Origin of the sequence: Salibacterium salarium (assembly GCF_030813635.1) — a bacterium.
GTDB classification, from domain to species: Bacteria; Bacillota; Bacilli; order Bacillales; family Marinococcaceae; genus Salibacterium; species Salibacterium salarium.
Genome location: NZ_JAUSUM010000002.1, coordinates 731,744 through 757,422, shown reverse-complemented (window position 1 = coordinate 757,422; position 25,679 = coordinate 731,744). Strand labels below are relative to the sequence as shown.

The following is a 25,679-nucleotide window of genomic DNA, read 5'->3' as shown; positions in this document are numbered from 1 at the left end:
TAACGATGGGGGAGTGTGCTAATGAGTTTATCAATGGACCTTGAACAAATGGGTGACGTTCTTTGTGTTCGATTAAAAGGTGAATTAGATCATCATTCGTCACTGGAATTGAGGACAGAAGTTGAACGTTATTTGGAACAAAATCGAACGATGCATATTGTATTGAATTTAGAAGAACTTGTTTTCATGGATAGTTCAGGGATAGGTGTCATTCTAGGAAGGTACAAGCAAATTAGCAAAAACGGTGGAGAAATGGTGGTTTGCTCCATATCAGCTCCTGTAAAACGTTTATTTGAGCTGTCAGGTCTGTTTAAAATATTGCGTTTAGAAAACCGAGAGACAGACGCACTACGAAAGTTGGGGGTGGCCTGATTATGAAAAACGAAATGAAACTGGAGTTTTCCGCGGTAAGTGAAAATGAAGCTTTTGCAAGGGTCAGCGTTGGGGCTTTCACAGCTCAGCTCGATCCAGATATGAATGAATTGACTGAATTAAAGACAGTTGTATCAGAGGCTGTAACGAATTCAATTATTCATGGATACAATGAAAATCCTGCTGCAACTATTACAATTTTAGTGAAGATCGATACAGATACAGTAGAGGTAACAATAAAAGATGAGGGAGTCGGGATTGAAAATATTGATAAAGCAAAAGAACCTTTATATACAACAAAACCTGAATTAGAAAGATCCGGAATGGGCTTTACAATTATGGAAAACTTCATGGATGAAGTAGAAGTGATATCTGAGCAAAACACTGGAACTACTGTTTATTTGAGAAAACGTCTGGCTAGAAGTCAAACACTTTGTAATTAAGGGGATTCTGTATGGACGTTAAATTAAAAAAACAACAGCCTCTTCAAGACGACAAAGTAAGAGAACTGATTAAGGATAGTCAAAATGGTAATAAAACAGCTCGGGATGAGATTGTCAATAAAAATACGAGGCTTGTTTGGTCCGTTGTTCAGCGCTTTATTAATAGGGGTTATGAAGCAGAGGATTTGTTCCAAATCGGTGTAATTGGGTTAATCAAGTCGATAGATAAATTTGATTTATCCTATGAGGTGAAATTTTCCACCTATGCTGTCCCGATGATAATTGGTGAAATACAACGATTTATTAGAGATGACGGCACGGTGAAAGTAAGCCGTTCATTGAAGGAACTAAACAATAAAATACGTAAGAAGAAAGAAGAATTGACGAAAAAGTTAGCCAGAGTTCCGAACCTTCAGGAAATATCGGAAGCGCTAGAAATACCGATGGAGGAAATCGTGTTTGCTACAGAAGCGACCAGAAGCTTATCGTCTCTTCATGAAACGATTTATGAGAATGACGGGGACCCCATAACTTTAATAGATCAAATAGCGGATCAAGGAGACTCTAAATGGTTTGAACAAATTGCAATAAAAGAAGTGGTAGAGCAGTTAGAAGAAAGAGAACGAATAATCGTTTACTTACGTTATTACAAGGATCAAACTCAATCAGAGGTGGCAAAACGATTGGATATATCACAAGTCCAAGTATCAAGATTGGAAAAACGTATCTTGGATAAAATGAAAAGTCAGTTGTCAGAATAGACAGCTGGCTTTTTTACATACTAAGAAGGAGGAGGTTGGATAATGGAACAACACATTTATTTACAATTTTTTTCAAAAGGTTCAGTCGTTTCGAATCAAACAATATATGTGAAAGATATTGCCAGATTAGAAGGAAAAAGCGATATTCTGCCATCCATTATGGAACTTCCGATATATAAAATTAATGCAAAAGACAAAAGTCACGTCGTAATAGATGCTTTAACGGTTCTCCAACAAATACATTCTTTCTTTCCACAAATAACTGTACACGTGATTGGAAGAGAACAAACGGTATTGGAAATAAAAATACAACGAAAAATTGTTACTCCTGTTATGTTGGTTCTCGTTTGGTTTTTGTTATTTATCGGAGCTGCACTTGCAATTATGAATTTTCATGAAGATGTCAGTATGCTGTCTGTACATCAAAAATTATATAGTCTGATTACTGGTAAAAATTTAACTCAACCCTTGCTTTTGCAGATTCCTTATTCCTTTGGACTAGGACTAGGCATGATATTGTTCTTTAATCATCTGTTTAAAAAGCGAATTAATGAAGAACCGAGCCCGCTTGAAATTGAAATGTTTCAGTATAGGCAGGAGATTGAAAATTATTTAGCTGAAACAAACACAGATCGGAGATCAAAACCTTGGCAATCGAAGTCTTATTCGCCATTTTCGTCGGATTAAGCGGAGGGCTTGCTGTCGGTAGCGGGCTGGTTGCTTTCATTACAGTACTTGGTATTATTCCGAGATTAGTGCAATTAACAAAAACATACAAAGCAGTGCAAGCTTATGAACTCGCTGTAGTTATTGGGGCGTTAGTTGGGACGATTTCTGGTTTACACGGTTTACGTTTATCATTGCCGGATTTATTTACCGTTCCGGTGGGGCTTGCTGCAGGTATCTTTGTTGGAATGCTCGCAGCAGCTCTAACAGAAGTACTAAACGTATTTCCGATACTTGCTAAACGTATTGGCATGGAAGAGAATTTAATGAGTCTCGTCATGGCTATTGTGTTTGGGAAAATTATCGGATCGCTGTTTCATTGGGTGTTTTATGTCACGTTTTAAACTTTATAGGAATAAGGAGTATTCATATGAGAAGAAGAAAATCTACCTTCCGCAAATTTCAACATAATAATACAAATGATGGAAATGGTATTGAAAATAGTGATAAAACATATATTTCTAAAGATATTGAGGTTAACAAAGAAATAATAGAAAAACGTGTAGGATTAGGAGTAAGTTTTGATACCGGTGTTCGTACGTTAGAAATATTAGGAAAACAGGTTCAAATTTATTTTGTCAATGGTCTTTGTGACATGACAGCCATTACAGAACTTTTGAAAGAATTAATGAAATTAGATGCAAGAGATAGAGAAACGCCTTATGTACGAGATGCGATCGAAAATCATCTTACTCATGTACAAGTAGAATATAAAGAGACTCTTGAAGACTGTATTACCGATATGCTTTCCGGCCTTGTATTCATTCTTGTCGAAGGGGAAGAGAAAGCGTTTGTTCTTGATGTTCGTAATTATCCGGGAAGAAGTCCGCAAGAACCTGACAATGAAAAAGTTGTTCGAGGAGCAAGAGATGGTTATACAGAAAATATAATTGAAAACACTGGTCTAACAAGAAGAAGAGTTCGTGACGAAAGACTCCGCCATGAAATACTACAAGTAGGAGTTCGTTCTAAAACGGATATATGTATATCTTATATTGAAGATATAGCAGATCCAAATTTAGTTGATATTGTTCGCAAAGAATTAGAAGCGATAGAATTAGATGGGTTACCAATGGCAGATAAAGTTGTTGAAGAATATATTGTTAATCAAGCCGGAAATCCTTTTCCGCTCGTTAGATATACAGAACGTCCGGATGTCGCAGCCGTTCACTTATATGAAGGCCATGTTATCGTTATGGTGGATGCCTCTCCAAGTATAATTATTACACCAACGACTTTTTTTCACCATGTACAGCATGCAGAGGAATACCGGCAGGCTCCTTTTATTGGAACGTATTTACGCTGGACTCGCTTCTTGGGTATGTTTGCTTCCTTATTTATTTTACCTTTGTGGCTTTTAATGGTATTAGAACCACAGCTACTTCCTGATGCTCTTGAATATATTGGTCCAAGTGAGGATACTAATGTTTCAGAGTTTATGCAGATTGCCATAGCAGAATTCGGGATAGAGCTGATGCGCATGGCAGCTATTCACGCTCCATCGCCACTTACGACAGCTTTGGGTTTAGTAGCTGCCTTACTAATAGGTGAAATTGCTATAGAAGTTGGGCTTTTTACTTCAGAAGTTATTTTATACGTTGCGCTTAGTGCAATAGGTACATTTGCCACACCAAGTTACGAACTTGGTATAGCGATAAAAATACTCAGATTTATATTGTTGATTGCTGTTGTCAGTTTTCAACTTAGCGGATTCGTGATTGCCGCGACTATTTTATTATTACTATTAGTTGGTATTCGCTCACTAGATAAACCATATATGTGGCCGTTTTTACCGTTTGATGGTGCGGCTTTATGGCAGATACTAATAAGAACAACGGTGCCAAGTTTACGACGACGTCCAAGTATTGTGGATCCGCAAGATCCAATAAGACAATCCCCAGAATAATTTAATCAAATGTAACTCCCTTTTTCTACTGAGGAAATGATGCTAAAATGTAATCATTCATTTGACGGTGTTAAGGAGAGAACAGATTATGTATTTACACGGAACGAGTACGATAAATAACAAAAATCACCTGGAAATAGGTGGGGTTGATACGGTTCATATAACACGTGAATTTGGAACTCCTGTTTACGTATATGACGTAGCTTTGATACGTGAACGAGCAATTGGGTTTAAAAAAGCATTTGAAGAAGCCGGAATTAATCATCAGGTTGCATATGCCAGCAAAGCATTCAGTTGCATCGCTATGTTCCAATTGGCTGACGAGCTGGGACTTAGTTTAGATGTTGTGTCAAGCGGAGAATTGATGACTGCCAAAAAAGCAAATTTCCCGATGGAGCGTGTGCATTTTCACGGCAACAATAAAAGTCCGGAAGAAATTGACTTTGCTTTAGATTTGGGAATAGGATGTATAGTGCTTGACAATTTTTATGAACTATCGTTGTTGCAGGAAAAAATAGCATTCAGACAACAAACAATGGATGTATTAATAAGAACAACTCCTGGCGTCGAAGCACACACCCATGAATATATTTCAACAGGTCAAGAAGATTCAAAATTTGGTTTTGATTTATCGAGTGGACAAGCTGATCAGGCGATTGAAATTATTCAAGCGGATCGTTACCTTTATCTTCGCGGAGTTCATAGTCATATAGGATCACAAATTTTTGATACAGATGGATTTGTTCTTACAGTAGAGAAGTTGTTCAAAGAGTTTCAGCGCTGGAAAGAACTATATGACTTTGTTCCGGAAGTATTTAATGCAGGCGGAGGTTTTGGTATTCGTTATGTAGAAGGAGATGAACCACTTCCACCTGAGCAATATGTGAAAGACTTAATTGCAGCTATAAAAAGGGAAGCGGAAAACACAGGAATGAATGTGCCGGAAATATGGATTGAACCTGGACGTTCTATCACAGGGGATGCAGGTACAACTTTATATACTGTAGGTTCAAAAAAGGATATTCCTGGTGTCCGCAGGTATCTTTCTGTTGATGGAGGGATGACGGATAACATAAGACCTGCATTATATCAAGCAGAATATGAAGGTATTCTCGCAAATCGAGCTAACGATGAAACAAATGAAACTTTTTCAGTTGCTGGAAAGTGCTGTGAAAGCGGCGATATGTTAATATGGAATTTAGCTCTTCCGGAAGTGGAATTTCAAGATGTATTGGCCGTATTCTGTACAGGGGCATATGGCTATTCGATGGCTAATAATTATAATAGAGTGGCACGGCCGCCTGTTGTTTTTGTTGAAAACGGGGAAAGTAGCCTTGTTGTGCAAGCGGAGACACTTGAAGATTTGTTGAAAAATGATTTACCACTTCATACGAACGAAAAAGTATAAGAAAAGAGGAATGAATATGAAAACAGGTGCCATTGAATTTGAAAATGGAGAAAAGATACAGCTTGAGTTTTTTCCGGATGCTGCGCCAAAAACAGTAGAAAACTTTGAACATCTGGCTAATCAAGGTTTTTACGATGGGCTTAATTTTCATCGTGTTATACCAGGATTTGTTGCACAAGGAGGATGTCCGAATGGCATAGGATCAGGTGGTCCCGGATATACCATAAAATGTGAAACAGAAGGTAATCCTTATAAGAATGAACGTGGTTATTTATCTATGGCGCATGCAGGAAAAGATACAGGTGGAAGTCAATTTTTTATTTTGTTCCAAAATCAGCCGCATTTGGATGGAGTTCATACTGTCTTTGGAAAAGTGATAGATGGAATGGAGTCGGTAGATCGCATCCAGCAAGGGGATATTATGAAAAAAGTGAAGGTATGGGATGAATAAGTGTTACCGGCAGTGATGATAGCTGCCGGTTTTTTCAACTTTTTGCCGCCTTCGTGTGAGCTATCGAGCTCATGTTTCGTTCTCCAGGGTCTTCGACTCATGCTTTTTTTAGCAGCAGCCTCGATTCTTCGCACTTGGAGTGTTGGATGCAAGTATTACCGTGTAAGAGCTTAAGGAGGAGAATTAATGAAAGAGGTAGTCGGGGAGTGCAGTGTTTGTGGAAAAGAAATTTTGTGTATGGATGGATTTTTAAATGGAGTAATAAGTAAACACGAAAGATTATATTGTTTTGATTGTGCGAACCCTATTGAACATGAAAATTCAAATAGTTGACGTTTTACTAACAAGAAGGATAAAATCTATATATATCAAGTATCAAAATACAATAAAACGGTTCAGTCATGAGTCACTAATACGGCTTGTGCAAACTTCGGGGTAGGGTGAAATTCCCAATCGGCGGTGATAAAGTCAAATCACTTTTTAGTCCGCGACCCGTAAAAGGAATTATTTATCTTTTGCGGTGGATCTGGTGAAATTCCAGAGCCGACAGTGAAAGTCTGGATGGGAGAAGGAGAACCGTGTTCAATAAATGAGACATAGACTTATAACGCTCACGTTGCACCTTTGTCCTTATAAACATGAAGGTGATGGTCTAATCTTTTCATTATATTTTTATATAATGGCTTATTTGAGCACGCTGTTTACACCCTGGAGAAGTATATCTTTCTTCAGGGTGTTTATTATGGTATAAGATTGCGATTTTAGTGTGTGTTTAGCCACAGGCGGACATTACGCTTTTCTTGAGTAATTTAAGAAACGAAAAGAGGAAGAATAAGAATGACAGACACGGACTACATGAGACTTGCTTTACAAATGGCTGAAAGTACACAAGGTCAAACATCACCGAATCCGGTGGTTGGAGCGGTAGTGGTGAAGAATGGAAAAGTTATAGGAATGGGAGCACATTTACAGGCAGGTCATGAACACGCTGAAGTTCATGCATTGTCAATGGCAGGTGCTCAAGCTGATGGTGCAACAATTTATATTACATTAGAGCCCTGCAGTCATTTTGGACTAACGCCGCCATGTGCCAATTTGATTATTGAAAAAAATATTAAGCGGGCAGTTATCGCAACGTATGATCCTAATCCGGATGTTGCAGGGCAAGGTGTGAAACGTTTAGAGCAGGCAGGTATCGAGGTTACAACAGGGGTGGGAAAAGAACAAGCAGACTGGCTCAATCGACACTTTTTTCACTATATTGAAACAAGAAAGCCATATGTAACCCTCAAAACAGCTGCTTCCTTAGATGGCAAAACGTCTACGTATAGTGGTGAAAGTCAATGGATTACGGGGGAAAAAGCTAGAGAAGATAGTCATGTTTTGCGGCACCAACATGATGCTATCCTAGTTGGTATTGGCACTGTCCTGCAAGATGATCCAACTTTAACCGCACGATTGAAAAATGGAGCAAGCCAGCCGACTAGAATTGTACTTGACCATCATTTAAAGATTCCTTTAACGGCTAACATGTTACAAGATGATGAAGCTCCAGTCTGGATTTTTTGTGCCAAAAATGCGGACAAAGAAAAGTTGAAGTCCTTGGAAGAGTCAGGCGCTTCTGTATTTCCTTCGTCCTCTCCCTATGTGAACATAAACGAAGTGTTACAAATTTTAGGTGATAAAAAAGTGTTATCTGTTTACGTTGAAGGAGGCGCTGAGATTCATGGAAGTTTTCTCGAAAATCAAGCTTTTCAGGAAATGATTTGTTATATAGCACCAAAGCTTATTGGTGGAAAAGCAGCGCCTTCTGTTATTGGTGGCCAAGGTATTGCATCTATAATGGAAGTTCCGAATTTAAATATTCATTCAGTAGAAAACATTGGAGATGACATAAAAATTACTGCTACGGTTAAAAGGGGTGAAAATGCATAGTGTTTACAGGAATAATTGAAGAAAAAGCAAACGTTTTGAAAATAAATAAAACATCCGATACGATGGTCCTTACATTAAAAGCAAAGGATATTATTTCAGGTATCGCATTGGGAGATAGCATATCTGTTAATGGAGTGTGCTTGACGGTGACATCGTTTGACGAAGAATCTTTTACAGTGGATGTCATGCCGGAAACAATGACTGCTACCAGTTTAAAGAAACTAAAAGAAGGCACAGCTGTTAATGTAGAAAGAGCTATGCCTGCTGATGGAAGATTTGGCGGACACTTTGTCAGTGGTCACGTGGATGCACTTGGAACAATCTCTACGATGGTTCCTTATGAAAATGCGTATTATGTAGACATTACTGTTCCAGAAAATCTAATGCCTTATATGATGCTAAAAGGATCGGTTGCGGTCGATGGCATTAGTCTTACCATTTTTGGAGTGGATGATAACAGTCATTCATTTACTATATCGCTAATTCCACATACTTGGGAGGAAACAATCATAGGTGAAAAAGCGCCAGGTGATCCCGTAAATATCGAAACGGATATGCTGATGAAGTATACGGATAGGTTATTAAATACGCGTTATCATTCTTCAGCTGAGAGGATAAATGAGCAAACGCTAAAAGAGAATGGTTTTATGTAATAGTTATTATTTGGAGGGGAAAGAAGGGATTATAGTGGCAAATGAACATATTTTTGACCCTATTGAGGAAGCAATATATGAGTTAATGCAAGGGAAAACAGTTATTGTATGTGATGATGAAGATAGAGAAAATGAAGGTGATTTTGTCGCATTGGCTGATCAGATTAAGCCAGAGACGATTAATTTTATGATTACCCACGGAAGAGGACTGGTTTGTACCCCTATTACAGAACAGAAAGCTGAAGAACTAGAACTGGTTCCGATGGTTGATCATAACACAGATCCACATGGCACAGCTTTTACTGTTAGTATTGATCATGAATCTGCTAAAACCGGTATTTCAGCAACAGAGCGAGCAGAAACGATTCAAGCCTTGCTTAAACCAGATAGCAAAAGTTATCATTTCAAGCGTCCTGGTCATGTTTTCCCTCTAATTGCAAAAAATGGTGGCGTCCTCCGCAGAGCAGGACATACAGAAGCAGCTATTGATTTAGCAAGGCTGTCTGGTTCTGAACCAGCTGGTGTCATCTGTGAAGTGATAAAGGACGATGGTGAAATGGCACGTGTTCCTGATTTAAGAGAAATAGCAGATACGCACGAACTGAAAATGATTACGATTAAGGATTTAATACAATACCGTCATAAAAAAGATAAACTAGTGAAAAAAGAAGCAGAAATCAACCTTCCGACAGATTTCGGTGACTTTCGAGCAGTTGGATATACGTCTGTTGTTGATGATAAGGAAAGTATTGCTTTAATAAAAGGACAGTTGGTTCCAGATGAACCGACTCTCGTACGAGTTCATTCGGAGTGTCTTACTGGTGATGTTTTCGGGTCGCATCGTTGCGATTGTGGTCCTCAACTTCAAGCTGCTCTCCAGCAGATTGAAAAAGAAGGACGGGGAATACTGCTTTACATGAGACAAGAAGGCCGAGGTATTGGATTAATTAATAAAATGAAAGCATATCAACTTCAAGAACAAGGGTACGACACAGTGGAAGCAAACGAAAAATTAGGATTTAAACCGGATTTACGTGACTATGGAATTGGAGCACAAGTTCTAAGGGATTTAGGTGTGACAAAGATGAGACTTTTAACGAATAATCCGCGTAAAATAACTGGTTTGAAAGGATATGGACTTGAAGTAACAGAAAGAGTAGCGTTGCAACTTCCTTATAATAAAGATAATGAAAAATATATGCGAACAAAGTACTCTAAACTTGGACATATGCTGCATTTTTAATAAAAAGGAGATGAAAGATAGTGACAAATGTATTTGAAGGTAATCTAGTCGGAACAAATTTAAAAATTGGGATTGTTGCCGGTAGGTTCAATCATTTTATAACCGAAAAACTTCTTGAAGGAGCAGAAGACTCTTTAAAAAGACACGGTGTAGAGGAAACAAACATTGATATTGCTTGGGTTCCCGGTGCTTTTGAAATTCCATATGCTGCGAAGAAAATGGCAGAAACTAACAAATATGATGCGATTATAACATTAGGAACGGTTATTAAAGGTTCAACTCCTCACTTTGATTATGTTTGTGGAGAAGCAGCAAAAGGAGTAGGAAATATATCTCTTGAAAAAGGATTGCCGGTTATTTTCGGTGTATTAACGACGAATACAATTGAACAAGCCATTGAAAGAGCTGGAACGAAAGCAGGTAACAAAGGAGCGGATGCAGCCCTTGCTGCAATTGAAATGGCCAACCTTGATAAAAGCTTACAAAAAGGGTAAACTAATATAGGACGACATGGACATGGCGGAAACCCGTCATGTTTCTCTTTGCCCTTATAGCCAGTTACAAATTTCAAGTTAAATTAGGCGAAAGTTACAATGAAATTTGTATATGATGTGGGTGAGTAAGCGAACGATGGAAAGAAACTCATTTTCGCACATTCCCCAATTGGAACGCTTTTCATGAAGTATAGTGAGAGAAAAATTTTTTCTCTCAAAAATAAGGGATGGTTAAGATGTTTATAAAGTTTAAATCCGCCTACAAAAAAATTGCTATGGGTCTACTTTCATATATGCCGGAAGAAAAGGAAGTCAAAAAACTCCAGGAAACAGTCAACACTTATGAAAATGACAATCAATGGCAGCTATATCTATGGAAAGAAAAAGAGGATATTATCGGAGTGATGGGTCTATATTTCTTTGATGAAGGATCCGCCGAATTAAAGCATATATGTGTCAATCCATCATATAGAGATGAAGGTATAGGACGAAAAATGGTACTAACAATGAAAGAACGTCTGGATGGAGAACTTATTGGTTGCGATGAAACAACCGATTTTCTTGGAACTTGTATGAAGGAAGATAAACCTACAAATGGAGAAACAGGGGAAGCAAGTGGCTAATAAATGAAGCTGTTCCGGAATGTTGCCGGGACAGCTTCTATTACTTTCGTGGAGTAGTCTTTCTTTTCATTTGTTTTTGATGAAGTCTTTCTTCATCTATTTCCGTGCGGTCACGAAGAATGTGGCGGTGTATTAAGTGTTTATTTGTCATGTCGCTTGCAGCAATCCAAGGGACATTTTGCTTTATGGATTCTTTTTTACATTGATCGATTAAATCATGGTCCGTTAATGGTAAATTGATGTCAACATAGTCTTTGTCTGCTTGAATAGCAGCAATACGGTCGTTCACTAAAGTTAGGAACTCCGAATAATTAATACCTAATTGCTGTATGTGTTCAGAATTTTTTTCTAGTATGGAATAGGCGCTTTTCAAAATCTTTTCTGCTCCGCGAAAGTTCTCTCTTCTATGGTGATAAAGACCGACTGCTACTTGAATTAATCCTACCCAAGGGCTGTTACGATTTGTTATATCGTTTTCTTTCCAATGTTCTTCTAAAATTTCATGACACTCAAAGAAGTCCCGATAAGAATGAAATTGTATTAAATATTCAATATATGAATCTGGATACACTTTGGTCCCTCCTTTTCGTCATGTTTTATAAACATAAACATTATAGTAAAGGTGAGAAAATCGTAACATACATATTATTTACTTTTCTATATAATGAAATAATAAAAGATATGACCTGCAAAGAAGGCGATATGATATAATTTGTTTTATCCTTACGAATGAAGTTTTGCAGTGGAGGATTGAAATGGAAAAATATAATGTACAACTTGACAGTTTCGAAGGGCCATTGGATTTATTACTTCACTTAATTCATCAAGCCGAAGTAGATATTTATAATATACCGGTTGCGACTATTACAGAGCAGTATTTACAATATGTACAAGCTATGCAAGAACTTGAACTAGATGCAGCCAGCGAATATTTAGTGATGGCTGCAACATTACTTGAAATAAAAAGTAAGATGCTGCTTCCTGGAGATACGAATACGGATGAAGAGGTTTACATAGAAGAGGAAGATCCACGAGAAGAGTTACTATCAAGATTAGTCGAGTATAAGAAATATAAAGAGGCCGCTCAGCATCTGAAAGAAAAAGAAGAGCAAGGATCTGCTCAATTTGCAAAAGCACCAACTGTGCCGGATGAATCAAGTGGAAAAGAAAAAGAGAGCAATCTTCCAGATAATATATCATTATTTGACATGCTCGATGCCTATGAAAAATTAAAGAAAAGAGTTCGTTACAAATCTCCTAAAATGACAAAAATCAAGGGAGATGACATTTCTATGGAAGATAGAATGTCGGAAGTTTTAACCTATCTTCATCAACATCAAGGGAAAAGTGGCTTTTTTGAATTATTCCCTTTGCATGAAAGACAGCATATTGTCGTAACGTTTTTAGCCATATTAGAATTAATGAAGAATCGACAAGTCACCTGTGTTCAATCAGAGAACTTTGAAGAAATTGTCGTTCATCAGACGGAGGAGGATCTTGTAAGTGAGTGAAGAAGAACTTCAAGGTGCATTGCAGGGACTTCTTTATGTTTGCGGAGACGAGGGATTAGTTGTTCATGACGCAGCAAGAGTTCTTGGAATCTCCGAAGAAGAAACAACGCAGTACTTAAATCAATTAAAAGACTGGATGCAGTTAAATATGCCAGGACTGCAACTTAAGAATTATGGAAGTAAATTTCAGATGGTAACAAGTGAAGAAGCGGCACCTTATATTGAAAAACTTGCCGAGGTGCCCGAAAAAAATAACCTATCACAGGCAGCCCTAGAAACTTTAGCAATTATTGCTTATAATCAACCGGTAACAAAAGCAGAAATTGATGATATACGAGGCGTTAAATCTGAAAAAGCGGTACAGTCGTTGGTTAATAAAGCATTGGTGATTGATGCTGGCCGTGCTCAGACACCGGGACGCCCGATAATATATCAAACAACAGAACGGTTTCTTGAGTATTTTAATATTCCTTCTATCCAGGAATTACCGGATTTACATGAATCCATAGAGGAGGAAACCGAAGAAGCTGATTTGTTTTTTAACCAATTGGATGAGGAGTAGTCTTGAGCACTGTTATTTTTAATTATACGTATTAATGTAGAGGGGGAATTCTCCATTCCATTCTGCGTACAAAACACGGTCAATATCAGGAATATCTTTAGAATAAAGGTGCCGCAAAATCTTATTTTTTGAGATATTGGCTTCTTTAATATTATCCTCCACCCATTCTCCATCCAAAATTACAGCTAGAGGAAGGGGGGAGGGGGCAGGAAGATTGCTTAATACATCAGGCTTCATAGCAGCGGAAGACTGTGGTGTTTTTAAAACATTCACACTTCCGTTTGCTTCTAATATGGCATAATGAACATCTTTTATAGAAAATACATCTTTATCCCGCAGCAAATGCTGCAGTTGATTTAAATCTAAACGATTCTTCTTTAAGGCTTTATAATCTAATTGTCCTTCTCTAATAACAATGGAAGGCTGTCCCTCTAACATACTTCGAGTTCGTTTAAATTTCTGCGTAATCACTTCTACAACACTTATCAAAACCGTCCATAGTGAAATAGCGTAAAGAATATAATTTAACGTAATTTGCTCATCAAATATAGCGTTACCTACCAATTCCCCCATAACAATCGATGATATAAAGTCAAACGGGGTCAGTTGATTCATCTGGGTTTTTCCAAGAATTTTTGTAATAACAAACAAAGCGAAAAAACCAACAGTTAATTCGATTGTAAGCTGAAAAAAATTCTCTGTCATATCAAGTCTCCCTACCGAATGTAGTTTTTTATCTACATTCATTATTTCCATGATCTAAAAATATCGAGTGGTTTATTCAAAATCCTCAAGACCTTTGTCTAATTCATATAACAATTGAAAAGATGCCTGTTTAATGGTGTCATATTCGTTATCAGGTTCACTCGATTTTCCTCTAAATACTTTTCTTATGTTTCCTCTTGATGTCTTCCAATATGTATTTATGTAGGAGTTATATATCTTGAAGAAGTTTTCCATTTTTAACGATTTTTCGGGTCCAAACATGTTTCTTAATGTAGAAGAGTGATAGCCAATTTCTGTTGAAGTCTCTTCAATTGCTCTCGGATGCGGTGCTTTCGTTTGCTTGTAGACAGTATCTCTTATTTGTAGGGCTCGCATATGTAAATGATGACGAATTTCTTCCTTTTCAGCCTCCTTCCCCTCTTTTTCAAGACCACTTTTTAATAATAGTAGTGCATTCTTCCATTCGTATAGCTCCGAAGACAAATCGTGTACTTTTCGATATAAAAATAGTAAGCCCATAAAAAGACAAATGAATAGAAAAATAAACAATAATACAATACTTTGAGTCATCACGCCAAATCTCCTTTTGTATAAAAATTTACATAAAAAACTTTCCTTTATTTCATACTATAAACGCAGGTTTTATTAGGAGGAAGGGTAAAATGAAAAAATCTTCATGGAAACAATACTTTTTACTGTTGGTGAGCACGATAATTTTACTCTTGTCGAGTTGTGGTGAAGAAGAAACAGAGGGAGTTACCCCTACAAAAATGAATAACAATAATGTTAATCAAGCCGAACAATTGTTGGAAAAAAAAGTAGATTCGATTACAGATGCTGTTGCGATAAAAGAAGGGGAGAACTTGTATGCTGCAGCTGATGTGAAGCATACATCCAGGTTTAACTTAGAAAAAATTAGAAAGGAGGCTCACTCATTATTAAAAAAAAGGTGGCCTAATGATACTGTTCGTTTTTCTACTGATAAAAAAGTAGTTCTGGAATTAAAGAACCTGAAAGAAGACATGGCTCAAACGAAAATAAAAAAAAAGGAAAAGATAAAACGATTAAATAATATTGAAGATCTTATGAAAGGATAGCTGGTGTAACGATGAGTTCAAATAATCAGGATACATTGAATCAGACGTATCAAGCTATGGCTGCGAAAGATGAACCTAAACGCCCTGTCTTAAAAAATTGTGTGAAAGCATTTTTTATAGGTGGATTTATTTGTTTTATTGGACAGGCGTTAAAATCTTTTTTTCTACACACTTTCAATTTCAATGAGGTGACGTCCGGGGACCCAACTTTAGCTGTACTTATATTAATAGCTGTATTATTAACTGGATTTGGTGTCTATGACAAAATAGCTCAGTTTTCAGGTGCTGGCACGGCTGTACCTATAACAGGTTTTGCTAATGCAATGGCAAGTGCTGCAATAGAATATCGAACAGAAGGCAAAGTATTGGGTATAGGTGGAAATATGTTTAAAATTGCAGGTCCTGTCATTGTTTTTGGAACGGTAGCAGCGTTTATAGTTGCTATTATCAAGACACTTTGGCTGCAATGGACGGGAGGATAATATGCAACAAGGTAAACAATCATGGACGTATAAAAATAATCCAGTCATTCAATCAACAGGAGTAGTGGGAGGTCCATTTGAAGGTAAAGGAATGTTAAGTAGAGATTTTGATCATCTTTTTTCGGATATTTGGATGTCTGAGTCATCATTTGAAAATGCTCAAACACGTTTAATGGAAGAAGCCTCTACTATTGCTCTGTCAAAAATAAACAAGAAGGCTGAAGATATTCAATTCGTATTTGCCGGTGATTTGATTAATCAAATAACAGCAACTAGCCTTGCCTGCCGTACACTTGGAATACCGTATATAGGATTATTTGGAGCTTGTTCAACCTCGATGGAAGGTTTGGCGCTTGGCGGATTAGTGATTGATAATAACGGCGCAGATTATATATTAACGGGCTCGGCTAGTCACAATGCTGCTGTAGAAAAGCAATTTCGTTATCCGACGGAATATGGCGCACAAAAGCCCCCGACCTCGCAATGGACGGTAACAGCGGCGGGTGTTGCTGTTGTCGGAAAAGATGGAGAAGGCCCTGTTTTGACTGCTGCCACCATCGGAAAAGTGATAGATAGGGGACTGACTGACCCTTTTAATATGGGGGGGGCGATGGCTCCTGCTGCAGCTGATACAGTGGAAGCTCACTTTACGGATCTTGACAGGGATCCCTCTTATTACGATTTTATAGTGACAGGTGATTTAGGGAAAGTAGGACTCCCTCTTATGAAAGAATTACTAAGAGAGCGTGGGATAATGGTGACAGATGAACAATGCATAGATTGTGGAATGCTCATATATAAAGAAAATCAAAAAGTACAATCAGGTGCGAGCGGCTCAGGCTGTTCAGCAGCTGTTGTATATGGTCATATGTTAAACCGAATGAAAAAAAATCAAATGAAAAAAATATTAGTAGTTGCGACAGGTGCACTATTGAGTCCCCTTACCTATCAACAAAAAGAATCAATCCCATGTATTGCTCATGCTGTTGCTATTGAACAAAAAGGAGTTGAGCAATCATGATATATTTTTGGGCATTTGTTGTTGGAGGAGGTATTTGTGTACTTGGTCAGCTGATGATGGATGCTTTTAAATTAACTCCAGCTCATACGATGAGTACACTCGTCGTTTTAGGAGCGATTTTCGATGGATTGGGGCTCTATGAACCACTCATTGATTTCTCCGGAGCAGGAGCTACTGTTCCTATTACAAGCTTTGGAAATGCTTTAGTTCATGGGGCAATGGCAGAAGCGGAACAAAATGGCTTTATTGGCGTTATTACTGGTATTTTCGAAGTAACAAGTGCCGGGATTTCAGCTGCGATTATTTTTTCTTTTTTGGCGGCCCTTTGTTTCAAGCCAAAAGGATAAAGGTTAGCATTCTCTTTATCTCTCTACGGTTAAAAAAGTAAGTCCTTCCTTCTATACAAGGTTTTGTGTTCTAAAAAGCATATTTCATACGCATGGACATACAATGTAAAACAAATGGACAAGTCGATAAGGAAGATGAGGTCGCTTATGAAAACTTCATTAAAAATAGTTCTAAGTTTTATTATTTTATTTGCAAGTGCACCAGTTCCAATGTTTGCTGACCATGGGGAGGGTGTACCCGTTTCTGGTAAGTCTGCGGTATTATTAGAACAAGAAAGTGGACGGGTTCTGTTTGAAAAAAATGCTCACGAACCGCGGAAAATCGCAAGTATAACAAAAATTATGACTGCTATTTTAGCGGTTGAATCAGAAAAAATGGAAGAAATGGTTGAAGTGAGTGCAGAAGCCTCTGGAGTAGAAGGGTCATCTTTGTTTCTTAAGCCCGGAGAACACATAAAATTAAAGGATTTAACGACCGGCCTGATGTTGCGATCAGGTAATGATGCTGCTGTAGCAATTGCGGAGAATGTTGGTGGGAGTCTAGATGGATTTATCTATATGATGAATGAAAAAGCGAACGAAATTGGTATGGAAAACACTCAATTTACTAACCCTCACGGACTTGATGACGAAAACAATCATTATTCAACAGCGTATGATATGGGACTTTTAATGAAATACGCAATGAAAAATGAAACATTTCGAGATATAACCGCAACTGAACGCTACAAGGCTCCTCAGGAAGGAGAAAAATGGGAAAGAGTTTGGCGAAATAAAAACAAATTATTAACCTCCTTATATGATTATTCTACGGGTGGAAAGACGGGTTACACAAAAGCTGCTGGAAGGACGCTTGTATCGACAGCAGAAAAAAATAATATGTCATTAATTGCTGTTACGTTGGATGCTCCTTCCGATTGGAAAGATCATATTGAAATGTTTGAATGGGGATTCGATCGTTTTGAATTCATACAATTAGCTGAAAAAAAAGAACAATTAAAAGTTGAACAAGCACATAACGGCAGGTTTTTCTATCCTCACTCCTATCATTACCCTTTAGCAGATGAAGAAAAGGATCAACTGAAAAAACATGTAACGCTTAAAGAAGATTACTTACAGCATAATCACATGATATCACCTGCTGGGAAAGTAACGTGGTCCTTGGATAACAAAGATATATATAGTATTCCAATTATGTATGAAAAGGAGAGAACAGAAAAGGAAGGTTGGTTTAGAAAAATTTTACGTTTCTTTATAAGGGGGGAGTAATGATTGGTCCATATCATTTGGATGTTCTTGTTAGCAGTTGGAATTATCACAGCCATGTTTAACGGAAGAATGGAAAATGTATCGGAGGCCATTTTTACCGGAGCAGAAGAAGCAGTAACACTTTGTTTTGGCTTGATAAGTGTCATGGTTTTCTGGTTGGGAATGATGAATTTAGCAAAAAGCAGTGGTCTATTAAATATTTTCACAAAGTGGATGAGGCCGCTTGCGATTCGTTTGTTTCCAGAAGTGCCACCAGAACATCCAGCGATGGGATACATTTTATCTAACATTACAGCTAATTTGATGGGTCTTGGAAATGCTGCAACTCCTATGGGAATAAAAGCGGTGAAAGAATTACGTGTACTAAATGATGATAAAGAGGAAGCAAGCCGTTCTATGGTCACATTAATGGCACTAAACACAGCAAGTTTAACACTTATTCCAACAACGGTTATTGCCATACGGATGAATTACGAGTCGGCCGCCCCGGCAGAAATTGTAGGTACAACTATAATGGCCACTGCTTGTTCGACAATAGCTGCTTTATGTATTGACCGTTATTTTTATTATCGGAGGTTAAGGAAAAGGAAAGGATTCACATGAGTTGGATGAATACAGTATCATTATGGATTATCCCCGCTTTCCTGTTAGTGATCATTGCTCACGCAGCGATAAAAAGGGTGCCGGCCTATGATAGTTTCGTAGAAGGTGGTAAAGATGGATTTCAGCTTGCTGTTTCATTGATTCCTTATTTAGTAGGAATGATGGTTGCTATATCTGTTTTTAGAGAGTCTGGTGCTATGGATTTAATCTTAAACCTCATAAAACCGCTGCTTGTTCTGCTAGGGATTCCAGCTGATATTGTTCCCCTTGCCTTAATTCGTCCAATTTCGGGGACGGGGGCACTTGGAATGATGAGTGATCTTGTCAGTCAACATGGTCCTGATTCATTTATAGGAAGGCTGGCATCCACAATGCAAGGTAGTACAGATACAACGTTATATGTACTTACTATCTATTTTGGGGCTGCCGGTATTAAAAACATAGGAGATGCACTTAAGGTAGGATTACTCGCAGATGCAGTAGGGGTTGTGGCATCTATTATTATTGTTACTATGGTATTTATATAAATAATGGAAGTCATTTCACCTACAAACAAAATATTAAAAAATTGCCACCTTACGATTATAAGGCGGCAATTTTTTGTTGTGATTTACAGATTTTCTATCTTTTGTTCAGGTTGATTTAACATCTGCTGTGAGAGAATGTTCAGTTTTTCTATAGGAGATCCTTCCTTAATTATTATTAACTGATTTTTCTTTAAATATTTATTAACTACACTTAAGCTTGTGAAAACAACTATAGATGGTTAAGATGGGGAATGAGGTGAAAAGTGAATGGAACGATTGCAAAAAGTTATTGCTAATGCAGGTATTACTTCAAGACGAAAAGCTGAAAATTTTATAGAAGATGGCAGAGTGAAAGTAAATGGGAAAGTCGTCCGCGAATTAGGAACTAAAGTTTCCCATAGGGATGCGGTACAAGTCGATGATATTCTTATTGATAAAGAAGAACCCGTATATTACTTGCTTTATAAGCCAAAACAAGTTATCTCGGCTGTCAGTGATGATAAAAATCGTAAAGTAGTCACTGATTATTTCGAGGATGTCAATGCGCGGATATTTCCCATCGGCAGGCTGGATTATGATACATCAGGTCTACTTCTGTTAACGAATGACGGAGAGTTTGCCAACATGATGATGCATCCTAAAAACAAAATATATAAAACGTATATCGCCAAGGTAGAAGGAAAACCGACAAAAGAAGAAATTGAATCGTTAAAAAGAGGCATAGAACTAGAAGGTATAAAAACAGCCCCGGCCAAAGCGAGAGTTAAGTCAACAACGAAAAAAACAAATTCATCGATTATTGAAATCAGCATTCACGAAGGAAGAAATCATCAAGTTAGAAAAATGTTTGAAGCAATTGGCCATCCAGTTATTAAATTAAAGCGTGAAAAATATGATCAGTTAACATTAGGTAACTTGAAGCCTGGAGAAAAACGAGAGTTGAAACCAATTGAAGTTAAAAAATTAAAAGAAAGTGCTGTCACATAAGTTTCAAAAAATCCAACTTATAATAACATACCTTCAAGCGTTATAATAGAAAATAGGTATTTGTGTATATGATACGGATGATAATTGAGGTGTGCTCATGGAAAAACAGAAATGTGAATGTGGGCATCTAAATCCATATGGTACTCATCTTTGTGAATCATGTGGGAAACCGCTTGAAGAAAAAGACAAGAATGCAACCATGGTGGATATGCGCTATGATGGTGTAGCTAGGCGCTCACAAACGTATAATAAGAAAATAGTGGATAGAATTTGGAATTTCTTTTCGTCTGTTAAAATCGGAATAAGTATAATTATATTAATATTAGTTACATCTTCTATTGGCACCATTTTCCCGCAAGAGATGTACATACCAAGTAATGTAAGTGCAGCGCAACACTATGAAAATGAGTATGGAATAGCGGGACAAGTATATTATACTCTAGGCTTTCACAATTTGTACGGCTCGTGGTGGTATATGGCCTTAATTGCAAGTTTAGGAATTTCCCTAATTATTGCAAGTTTAGATAGAGTAGTCCCACTTTATCGAGTCTTAAAGCATCAACGTGTATCAAGAAATGAAGGTTTTTTAAGCAGACAGCGTATGTTTGGTGTTAGTCATTCGGAGGATCCGGAACAGACAATGACGGATGCGAAACAGTTTTTTGCAAGAAAAAAATACAATGTCAGAGAAGAAAACGGAAGTTTGTTAGCTGAAAAAAACCGTTTTACAAGGTGGGGCCCGTATATTAATCACATTGGTCTGATTGTATTTTTAACCGGCTGTATGCTTCGTTTTTTTCCTGGGATGTATGTAGATGATCTGGTTTGGGTGAGAGAAGGAGAAACCGAAGTTATTCCTGGTACAGATGGAGAATATTTTATAGAAAACGATGAGTTTTTTGTGGATCTTTATGACGAAAACGATGAAGTGTTCGGTCCTGCTATGCAGAGAGCAAGCGGGCAAACTGTCGAAACATATCAAACAAATGCAATCCTGTATCAACGGGAAGAAGGGGGAACTGTTGGAGCAGAACCGGATTTGAATGAGGTGAAATCGAAAGAAATTGAAGTCAATCACCCGTTACGCTTTAACAATTTTTCCCTTTATCAATCTGACTATAAGGTTAATGAATTTAATAAAATGTCATTGTCGATGACCGATAGAGAAACAGATGAGAGCATAGGAACGATTGAAATTGACTTATTTGATCCCCAAGCAGAGTATGATTTAGGGGATGGTTACCGTGTTGTTATTGATTCTTATTTCCCTAATTTTGAATTTGATGATGAAGGAGAACCATCTACGGTTTCGGATATTCCTGATAACCCTGCTTTTATATTTCAAATGTTTTCTCCAGAGCATGATGAAGATGGAGAATACAGCTTTGTTGGAATACAGCGTAATGAAGATATCTTTAACGAAAATGACTACCAGATGAGCTTTGAAGGGGTAGAAACAAAAGATGTAACAGGACTGACTGTTAGAAAAGACCTAACTCTTCCGTTTTTGATAGTGGGAGGGAGTATTTTTATGATTGGTCTTGTTCAAGGTTCGTATTGGTCGCATCGAAGAGTTTGGATACGCAGGTTCGACAATGAAGTCTGGATTGCAGGTCATACGAACAAGCATTGGGAATCGTTGAAAAAGGAATTCAGGGCTCTATCAAAGGAAACGAAACTGGATGTTCCAGAGGATAAACAGCAGTTGAAGGAAGAGGAAGATGAACAATCAAATGGAAGGGATGACGGCAATGGCCGAAATTAGTGCTAATTTATTGTTAATTGCATTCTTCCTGTATTTAATCGCGACGATTTGTTTTGCTGTTTCAGTAACAGGAAGAAAATGGCGTGATAAACAAGGAGATGTAATCGGAAATCGATGGGGAACAGTTGGTTATGTGTTTTCGATTTTGGGATTTTGCTTTTCTGTGGGCTACTTCATAACAAGGTGGATTGCTGCGGGGCACGTTCCTGTTAGTAACATGTTTGAATATACCACGTTTCTGGGTACAACTTTGTGCTTAGCTTTTATCATTTTATATGGTATTTATAGGACGAATGTACTCGGTATGTTTACGATGCCGATTGTTTTACTAGTTATAGCTTTTGCTTCTGTCTTTCCAACAGAACTTGAGCCTCTCATACCAGCATTGCAAAGCAACTGGTTAAAAATTCATGTTACAACTACAGCATTAGGTCAAGGAATTCTTTCCATTGGTTTTGCGGCAGGACTGATATATCTTATCAGGACTTTAGATTTTACAAAACGGAATAAAAAAGTGTTCTGGCTCGAATTTATCATGTACAGTTTAGTCAGTCTTGTTAGTTTTATTATTATTCGGTATGCCTTTGAATTATTACAATATCAAGCAACATTTGAGTATGTAAACGAAGCAGGTGAGTCAGCCGAAATGACATATAATATGCCTGCGTTATTGGGTCCAAACGAAGGAACTCTTTTGACAAATGGTATGATGGAACCATTAATATCAATGCCCGCTTGGCTTCGCAGTGATGATGCTAATACGGTCATTTGGTCGCTAGGAGCAGGGTTGATTTTTTACTTCTTATTAAGGTTGGTTTTACGCAAACCACTGGGTGGAGCTATTCAACCCCTTTTAAGAGGCATTAGTCCTGATACCGTAGATGAAGTAAGTTATCGTGCGATTGCGATAGGATTTCCTGTGTTTACTTTGGGTGGACTCATATTCGCAATGATATGGGCTCAAATAGCCTGGACCAGGTTCTGGGGATGGGATCCTAAGGAAGTTTGGGCTTTAATTACGTTTTTATTTTATGCGGCTTATTTACACTTGCGATTATCACGCGGCTGGCACGGAGAGCGTTCAGCTTGGCTTTGTGTAATCGGGTTTGTTATTATTATGTTTAACTTAGTATTCGTGAATCTTGTAATTGCAGGGTTACATTCATATGCGTAAAAGGATACGATGTATGACTTTGATGCGATCTCTTTTCTTCAAATAAGCTATAATAAACGTTACAGGAGGTAACGCGTGATGGAAAATGAAGCAAAAGTTCTTGTTGTGGATGATGAGGAACGAATTCGTCGTTTGTTGAAAATGTATTTAGAACGAGAAGATTTTCAAGTGGAAGAAGCAGAAAACGGGGAAGAGGCGCTAGACCTTTCATTAAATAGAGATTATGATGTTATTCTACTTGATTTAATGATGCCTGGTATAGATGGAATAGAAGTATGTCAAGAATTGCGCAAAACAAAAGCAACCCCGGTAATTATGTTGACTGCTAAAGGAGAAGAGAATAACCGAGTACAAGGTTTTGAAGTAGGTACAGATGACTACATCGTCAAACCTTTTAGTCCGAGAGAAGTTGTTTTAAGAGTGAAAGCGATATTAAGAAGATCTTCGACTACAAAGTTTCTTCAAACAGAAACTCAGACGAAGGATATATTAGTGTATCCTCATTTAACCATAGATAACGATGCTCATAGAGTTACGGTAAATGAAAACATTATTAGTTTGACGCCTAAAGAATATGAGCTGCTTTTATATTTGGCGCAAGCTCCGGATAAAGTGTTTTCACGGGAACAACTGTTAAAAGATGTATGGGACTATGATTTCTTTGGAGATTTACGTACGGTAGATACCCATGTAAAAAGGCTGCGCGAGAAACTAAGTAATGTTTCTGAAGAAGCAGCGGATATGATTTCCACAGTTTGGGGAATAGGATATAAGTTTGAGGCAGCGAACGAATAATGCTATGGAGAAGTGTTGTTGGCAAGGTTTGGGGGACGATTCTGCTTCTTGTTTCAGTTGTTTTAGTCATTTTAACAATTCTTTTGCTGCAATTTTTTGAGCAATTTCATATTACCGAGGCAGAAGAACAATTAACCAATCACGCCAATGCGATCGTGTCAGTACTAGAAGAGTACGAACGACCGCCTGAATCACTTGATACTGTTGAGAAAATAGCAGGTTCGTATAATACATCAGTTGTTATTATGCAAAATGATGAAAAGTGGGAATCTGAAAAGAATGACGAGGCAGATGTGCATTTACCACTATCTCTTTTTGAAGAGGATGAACGATTAACTTCTGTACAGGAAGAACGAGCTGAGGTTATTACACATGGTGACTTTCCTACAGAAGAAAATGGAGAAGAAATCCATAATGAAATATTTGTTGTAGGAATGCCGTTTGAGTCCATTAACGGTGAAGAAGGATCGCTTTATCTTTATCAATCATTAGAAATTATAGAAGATACAACAGGCGAAACAAAACAAATAATTTTATTATCTGCTGGTATTGCAATTATATTGACAACGGTTTTCGCTTTTTTTCTGTCAACCAGAATAACAGCACCACTTCGAAAGATGAGACAATTGGCTCTTAATGTATCCAAAGGTGATTTTGAAACGAGAGTGCCTATTTTGACAAATGATGAAATAGGGCAGCTTGGAAATGCATTTAACAAAATGAGACGTGAACTGAACCGCAGTATTATGGCATTAAACCAGGAAAAAGAACAACTAAGCCGCATTTTAAGCAGTATGGCAGATGGTGTTATTACGATTGATAGAAAAGGTGCTATTGTAGTAACAAACCCGCCGGCACACCGCTTTTTACAAGCTTATTATTATGATAGTGGTATCCCTGATGCTAATGATCGTCTTCCTAAAGAAGTGAAAAAATTATTTCAAAAAGTCGTTGCGATTGAAGAAGAACAATTTACAGAAATGGATGTTCAAGGAAGAAGTTACGTTGTACTCATGACTCCATTATACGATGGTGAATTTGTGAGAGGCGTAGTAGCAGTTATTCGCGACATGACCGAAGAACGTCAGCATGACAAGTTACGCAAAGATTTTATTGCTAACGTATCTCATGAACTGCGCACTCCAATATCTATGCTTCAAGGATATAGTGAAGCCATTATTGATGATATTGCTGGCAGCGAAGAAGAAAAGAAAGAAATAGGGCAAATTATATATGACGAATCACTACGTATGGGACGTCTTGTCAATGAATTATTAGATATTGCTCGTATGGAAGCAGGCCATATTCAACTGGAAAAAGATTGGATTGATTTCCACGCATTTTCAGACAAAATTTATAAAAAGTTTCAAGGGTTAGCAAGAGATGCAGAAGTTATCATGACTCTTGATAAACAAGGAACACAAAGACTTGTCTATATCGATCCTGACCGCATTGAACAAGTGATGACAAACTTAGTACACAACGCTATTCGACATACAAGTGAACATGGGACTGTGAAAATAATCGTTATTACTAATCAATCAGGAATAACAGTAGAAATAAAAGATACAGGTTCTGGAATTCCAGAGGAAGATTTACCTAACGTATTTGAAAGGTTCTATAAAGCAGATAAGGCGCGTACAAGAGAAAACGGAGGAACGGGTCTCGGTCTTGCAATCGCCAAAAATATAGTAGAGGCACACGATGGAGAAATCTCTGCTCATAGTAAGTGGCAGGAAGGGACAACATTCCGTTTCTACTTACCCAAAAGTGACGATGATAAACAATAACCGATGTG

At 37.7% G+C, this 25,679-nt stretch carries 31 protein-coding genes and 1 riboswitch; of the genes, 28 read left to right on the top strand and 3 right to left on the bottom strand.

Translation table 11 applies throughout. The features are described from left to right. The first annotated feature begins 21 nt into the window (after window positions 1–21). The 14 genes from spoIIAA to J2S78_RS09530 all read left to right on the top strand — a co-directional run bounded on the left by spoIIAA (window position 22) and on the right by J2S78_RS09530 (window position 11,015). Window positions 22–372, top strand: a complete 351-nt coding sequence (gene spoIIAA / locus J2S78_RS09595) for an anti-sigma F factor antagonist (RefSeq protein ID WP_125554845.1) — start codon at window positions 22–24, stop codon at window positions 370–372. A 2-nt stretch (window positions 373–374) separates the two neighbouring features. Further along, entirely contained in the window at window positions 375–815 is a 441-nt protein-coding gene (spoIIAB, locus tag J2S78_RS09590; RefSeq protein WP_125554846.1) for an anti-sigma F factor, read from the top strand. 11 nt (window positions 816–826) lie between these two features. Then, on the top strand, window positions 827–1,576 hold the full coding sequence (sigF, locus tag J2S78_RS09585) for an RNA polymerase sporulation sigma factor SigF (RefSeq protein ID WP_306898115.1): 750 nt from the start codon (window positions 827–829) through the stop codon (window positions 1,574–1,576). A gap of 42 nt (window positions 1,577–1,618) precedes the next feature. Next, window positions 1,619–2,263 (top strand): stage V sporulation protein AA, encoded by a 645-nt coding sequence (locus J2S78_RS09580; protein ID WP_306898113.1) that lies wholly within the window; start codon window positions 1,619–1,621, stop codon window positions 2,261–2,263. Further along, window positions 2,224–2,646: a stage V sporulation protein AB gene (locus J2S78_RS09575; protein ID WP_306898112.1), complete on the top strand. Its 423-nt coding sequence runs from the start codon at window positions 2,224–2,226 to the stop codon at window positions 2,644–2,646. Before J2S78_RS09580 ends, J2S78_RS09575 begins: the two co-directional genes overlap by 40 nt. Window positions 2,647–2,672: 26 nt before the next feature. Further along, complete coding sequence (locus J2S78_RS09570) at window positions 2,673–4,208, top strand: spore germination protein (RefSeq protein WP_306898110.1); 1,536 nt, start codon at window positions 2,673–2,675, stop codon at window positions 4,206–4,208. Window positions 4,209–4,296: 88 nt separating this feature from the next. Continuing rightward, on the top strand, window positions 4,297–5,616 hold the full coding sequence (gene lysA / locus J2S78_RS09565; RefSeq protein ID WP_306898109.1) for a diaminopimelate decarboxylase: 1,320 nt from the start codon (window positions 4,297–4,299) through the stop codon (window positions 5,614–5,616). Window positions 5,617–5,632: 16 nt separating this feature from the next. After that, a complete protein-coding gene (locus J2S78_RS09560) occupies window positions 5,633–6,067 on the top strand; it encodes a peptidylprolyl isomerase (protein ID WP_306898107.1) in 435 nt (144 codons plus the stop codon). Window positions 6,068–6,253: 186 nt separating this feature from the next. After that, on the top strand, window positions 6,254–6,400 hold the full coding sequence (locus tag J2S78_RS09555; RefSeq protein WP_306898104.1) for a hypothetical protein: 147 nt from the start codon (window positions 6,254–6,256) through the stop codon (window positions 6,398–6,400). Window positions 6,401–6,489: 89 nt separating this feature from the next. Next, a riboswitch (FMN riboswitch) is annotated at window positions 6,490–6,644 on the top strand. A gap of 260 nt (window positions 6,645–6,904) precedes the next feature. Next, window positions 6,905–8,002, top strand: coding sequence for a bifunctional diaminohydroxyphosphoribosylaminopyrimidine deaminase/5-amino-6-(5-phosphoribosylamino)uracil reductase RibD (ribD, locus tag J2S78_RS09550; RefSeq protein WP_306898103.1), 1,098 nt, complete (start codon window positions 6,905–6,907; stop codon window positions 8,000–8,002). Then, a complete protein-coding gene (gene ribE, locus J2S78_RS09545) occupies window positions 8,002–8,655 on the top strand; it encodes a riboflavin synthase (RefSeq protein ID WP_306898102.1) in 654 nt (217 codons plus the stop codon). Before ribD ends, ribE begins: the two co-directional genes overlap by 1 nt. Before the next feature lie 49 nt (window positions 8,656–8,704). After that, window positions 8,705–9,898, top strand: a complete 1,194-nt coding sequence (locus tag J2S78_RS09540) for a bifunctional 3,4-dihydroxy-2-butanone-4-phosphate synthase/GTP cyclohydrolase II (RefSeq protein WP_125554912.1) — start codon at window positions 8,705–8,707, stop codon at window positions 9,896–9,898. Window positions 9,899–9,918: 20 nt separating this feature from the next. Beyond that, complete coding sequence (gene ribH, locus J2S78_RS09535) at window positions 9,919–10,392, top strand: 6,7-dimethyl-8-ribityllumazine synthase (RefSeq protein WP_306898101.1); 474 nt, start codon at window positions 9,919–9,921, stop codon at window positions 10,390–10,392. A gap of 236 nt (window positions 10,393–10,628) precedes the next feature. Beyond that, on the top strand, window positions 10,629–11,015 hold the full coding sequence (locus tag J2S78_RS09530; RefSeq protein WP_306898100.1) for a GNAT family N-acetyltransferase: 387 nt from the start codon (window positions 10,629–10,631) through the stop codon (window positions 11,013–11,015). A gap of 40 nt (window positions 11,016–11,055) precedes the next feature. Here the strand turns inward: J2S78_RS09530 and J2S78_RS09525 are convergent, their stop codons facing one another. After that, the gene (locus J2S78_RS09525) at window positions 11,056–11,586 is read right to left on the bottom strand and encodes a DUF309 domain-containing protein (RefSeq protein ID WP_306898098.1); all 531 of its coding nucleotides are present in this window, start codon (window positions 11,584–11,586) and stop codon (window positions 11,056–11,058) included. A gap of 184 nt (window positions 11,587–11,770) precedes the next feature. Between J2S78_RS09525 and J2S78_RS09520 the strand changes: the two genes are divergently transcribed. Then, entirely contained in the window at window positions 11,771–12,526 is a 756-nt protein-coding gene (locus J2S78_RS09520) for a segregation/condensation protein A (protein ID WP_306898096.1), read from the top strand. Continuing rightward, entirely contained in the window at window positions 12,519–13,088 is a 570-nt protein-coding gene (gene scpB / locus J2S78_RS09515) for an SMC-Scp complex subunit ScpB (protein ID WP_306898095.1), read from the top strand. The genes J2S78_RS09520 and scpB overlap by 8 nt, the downstream gene beginning before the upstream one ends. Window positions 13,089–13,106: 18 nt before the next feature. On the opposite strand, the gene J2S78_RS09510 is transcribed toward scpB, so the two are convergent. Together J2S78_RS09510 and J2S78_RS09505 are read right to left on the bottom strand one after the other, a co-directional pair. Continuing rightward, window positions 13,107–13,793, bottom strand: a complete 687-nt coding sequence (locus tag J2S78_RS09510; RefSeq protein ID WP_306898094.1) for a DUF421 domain-containing protein — start codon at window positions 13,791–13,793, stop codon at window positions 13,107–13,109. A gap of 72 nt (window positions 13,794–13,865) precedes the next feature. After that, entirely contained in the window at window positions 13,866–14,384 is a 519-nt protein-coding gene (locus tag J2S78_RS09505) for a hypothetical protein (RefSeq protein WP_306898092.1), read from the bottom strand. A 92-nt stretch (window positions 14,385–14,476) separates the two neighbouring features. Between J2S78_RS09505 and J2S78_RS09500 the strand changes: the two genes are divergently transcribed. From J2S78_RS09500 to J2S78_RS09445, 12 genes are all read left to right on the top strand, one after another. Continuing rightward, window positions 14,477–14,911 (top strand): hypothetical protein, encoded by a 435-nt coding sequence (locus J2S78_RS09500; protein ID WP_306898090.1) that lies wholly within the window; start codon window positions 14,477–14,479, stop codon window positions 14,909–14,911. An 11-nt stretch (window positions 14,912–14,922) separates the two neighbouring features. Then, window positions 14,923–15,393 (top strand): stage V sporulation protein AC, encoded by a 471-nt coding sequence (gene spoVAC, locus J2S78_RS09495; protein WP_306898089.1) that lies wholly within the window; start codon window positions 14,923–14,925, stop codon window positions 15,391–15,393. Window position 15,394: 1 nt separating this feature from the next. Continuing rightward, complete coding sequence (spoVAD, locus tag J2S78_RS09490) at window positions 15,395–16,414, top strand: stage V sporulation protein AD (protein ID WP_306898088.1); 1,020 nt, start codon at window positions 15,395–15,397, stop codon at window positions 16,412–16,414. Then, a complete protein-coding gene (gene spoVAE / locus J2S78_RS09485) occupies window positions 16,411–16,761 on the top strand; it encodes a stage V sporulation protein AE (RefSeq protein WP_306898087.1) in 351 nt (116 codons plus the stop codon). The genes spoVAD and spoVAE overlap by 4 nt, the downstream gene beginning before the upstream one ends. A 147-nt stretch (window positions 16,762–16,908) precedes the next feature. Further along, on the top strand, window positions 16,909–18,030 hold the full coding sequence (locus tag J2S78_RS09480; RefSeq protein WP_306898086.1) for a D-alanyl-D-alanine carboxypeptidase family protein: 1,122 nt from the start codon (window positions 16,909–16,911) through the stop codon (window positions 18,028–18,030). 3 nt (window positions 18,031–18,033) lie between these two features. Then, a complete protein-coding gene (locus tag J2S78_RS09475; protein WP_306898085.1) occupies window positions 18,034–18,633 on the top strand; it encodes a nucleoside recognition domain-containing protein in 600 nt (199 codons plus the stop codon). Continuing rightward, window positions 18,630–19,160, top strand: a complete 531-nt coding sequence (locus tag J2S78_RS09470) for a spore maturation protein (RefSeq protein ID WP_306898083.1) — start codon at window positions 18,630–18,632, stop codon at window positions 19,158–19,160. Before J2S78_RS09475 ends, J2S78_RS09470 begins: the two co-directional genes overlap by 4 nt. 267 nt (window positions 19,161–19,427) lie before the next feature. Next, window positions 19,428–20,147 (top strand): pseudouridine synthase, encoded by a 720-nt coding sequence (locus J2S78_RS09465; protein WP_306898081.1) that lies wholly within the window; start codon window positions 19,428–19,430, stop codon window positions 20,145–20,147. A 97-nt stretch (window positions 20,148–20,244) separates the two neighbouring features. Beyond that, complete coding sequence (gene resB / locus J2S78_RS09460; RefSeq protein ID WP_306898080.1) at window positions 20,245–21,912, top strand: cytochrome c biogenesis protein ResB; 1,668 nt, start codon at window positions 20,245–20,247, stop codon at window positions 21,910–21,912. Beyond that, window positions 21,899–23,086: a cytochrome c biogenesis protein CcsA gene (gene ccsA / locus J2S78_RS09455; protein ID WP_306898766.1), complete on the top strand. Its 1,188-nt coding sequence runs from the start codon at window positions 21,899–21,901 to the stop codon at window positions 23,084–23,086. Before resB ends, ccsA begins: the two co-directional genes overlap by 14 nt. Before the next feature lie 78 nt (window positions 23,087–23,164). Next, window positions 23,165–23,881 (top strand): response regulator transcription factor, encoded by a 717-nt coding sequence (locus tag J2S78_RS09450; protein ID WP_306898079.1) that lies wholly within the window; start codon window positions 23,165–23,167, stop codon window positions 23,879–23,881. Continuing rightward, window positions 23,881–25,671 (top strand): ATP-binding protein, encoded by a 1,791-nt coding sequence (locus tag J2S78_RS09445; RefSeq protein WP_306898077.1) that lies wholly within the window; start codon window positions 23,881–23,883, stop codon window positions 25,669–25,671. Before J2S78_RS09450 ends, J2S78_RS09445 begins: the two co-directional genes overlap by 1 nt. The last annotated feature ends 8 nt before the right edge of the window (window positions 25,672–25,679 follow it).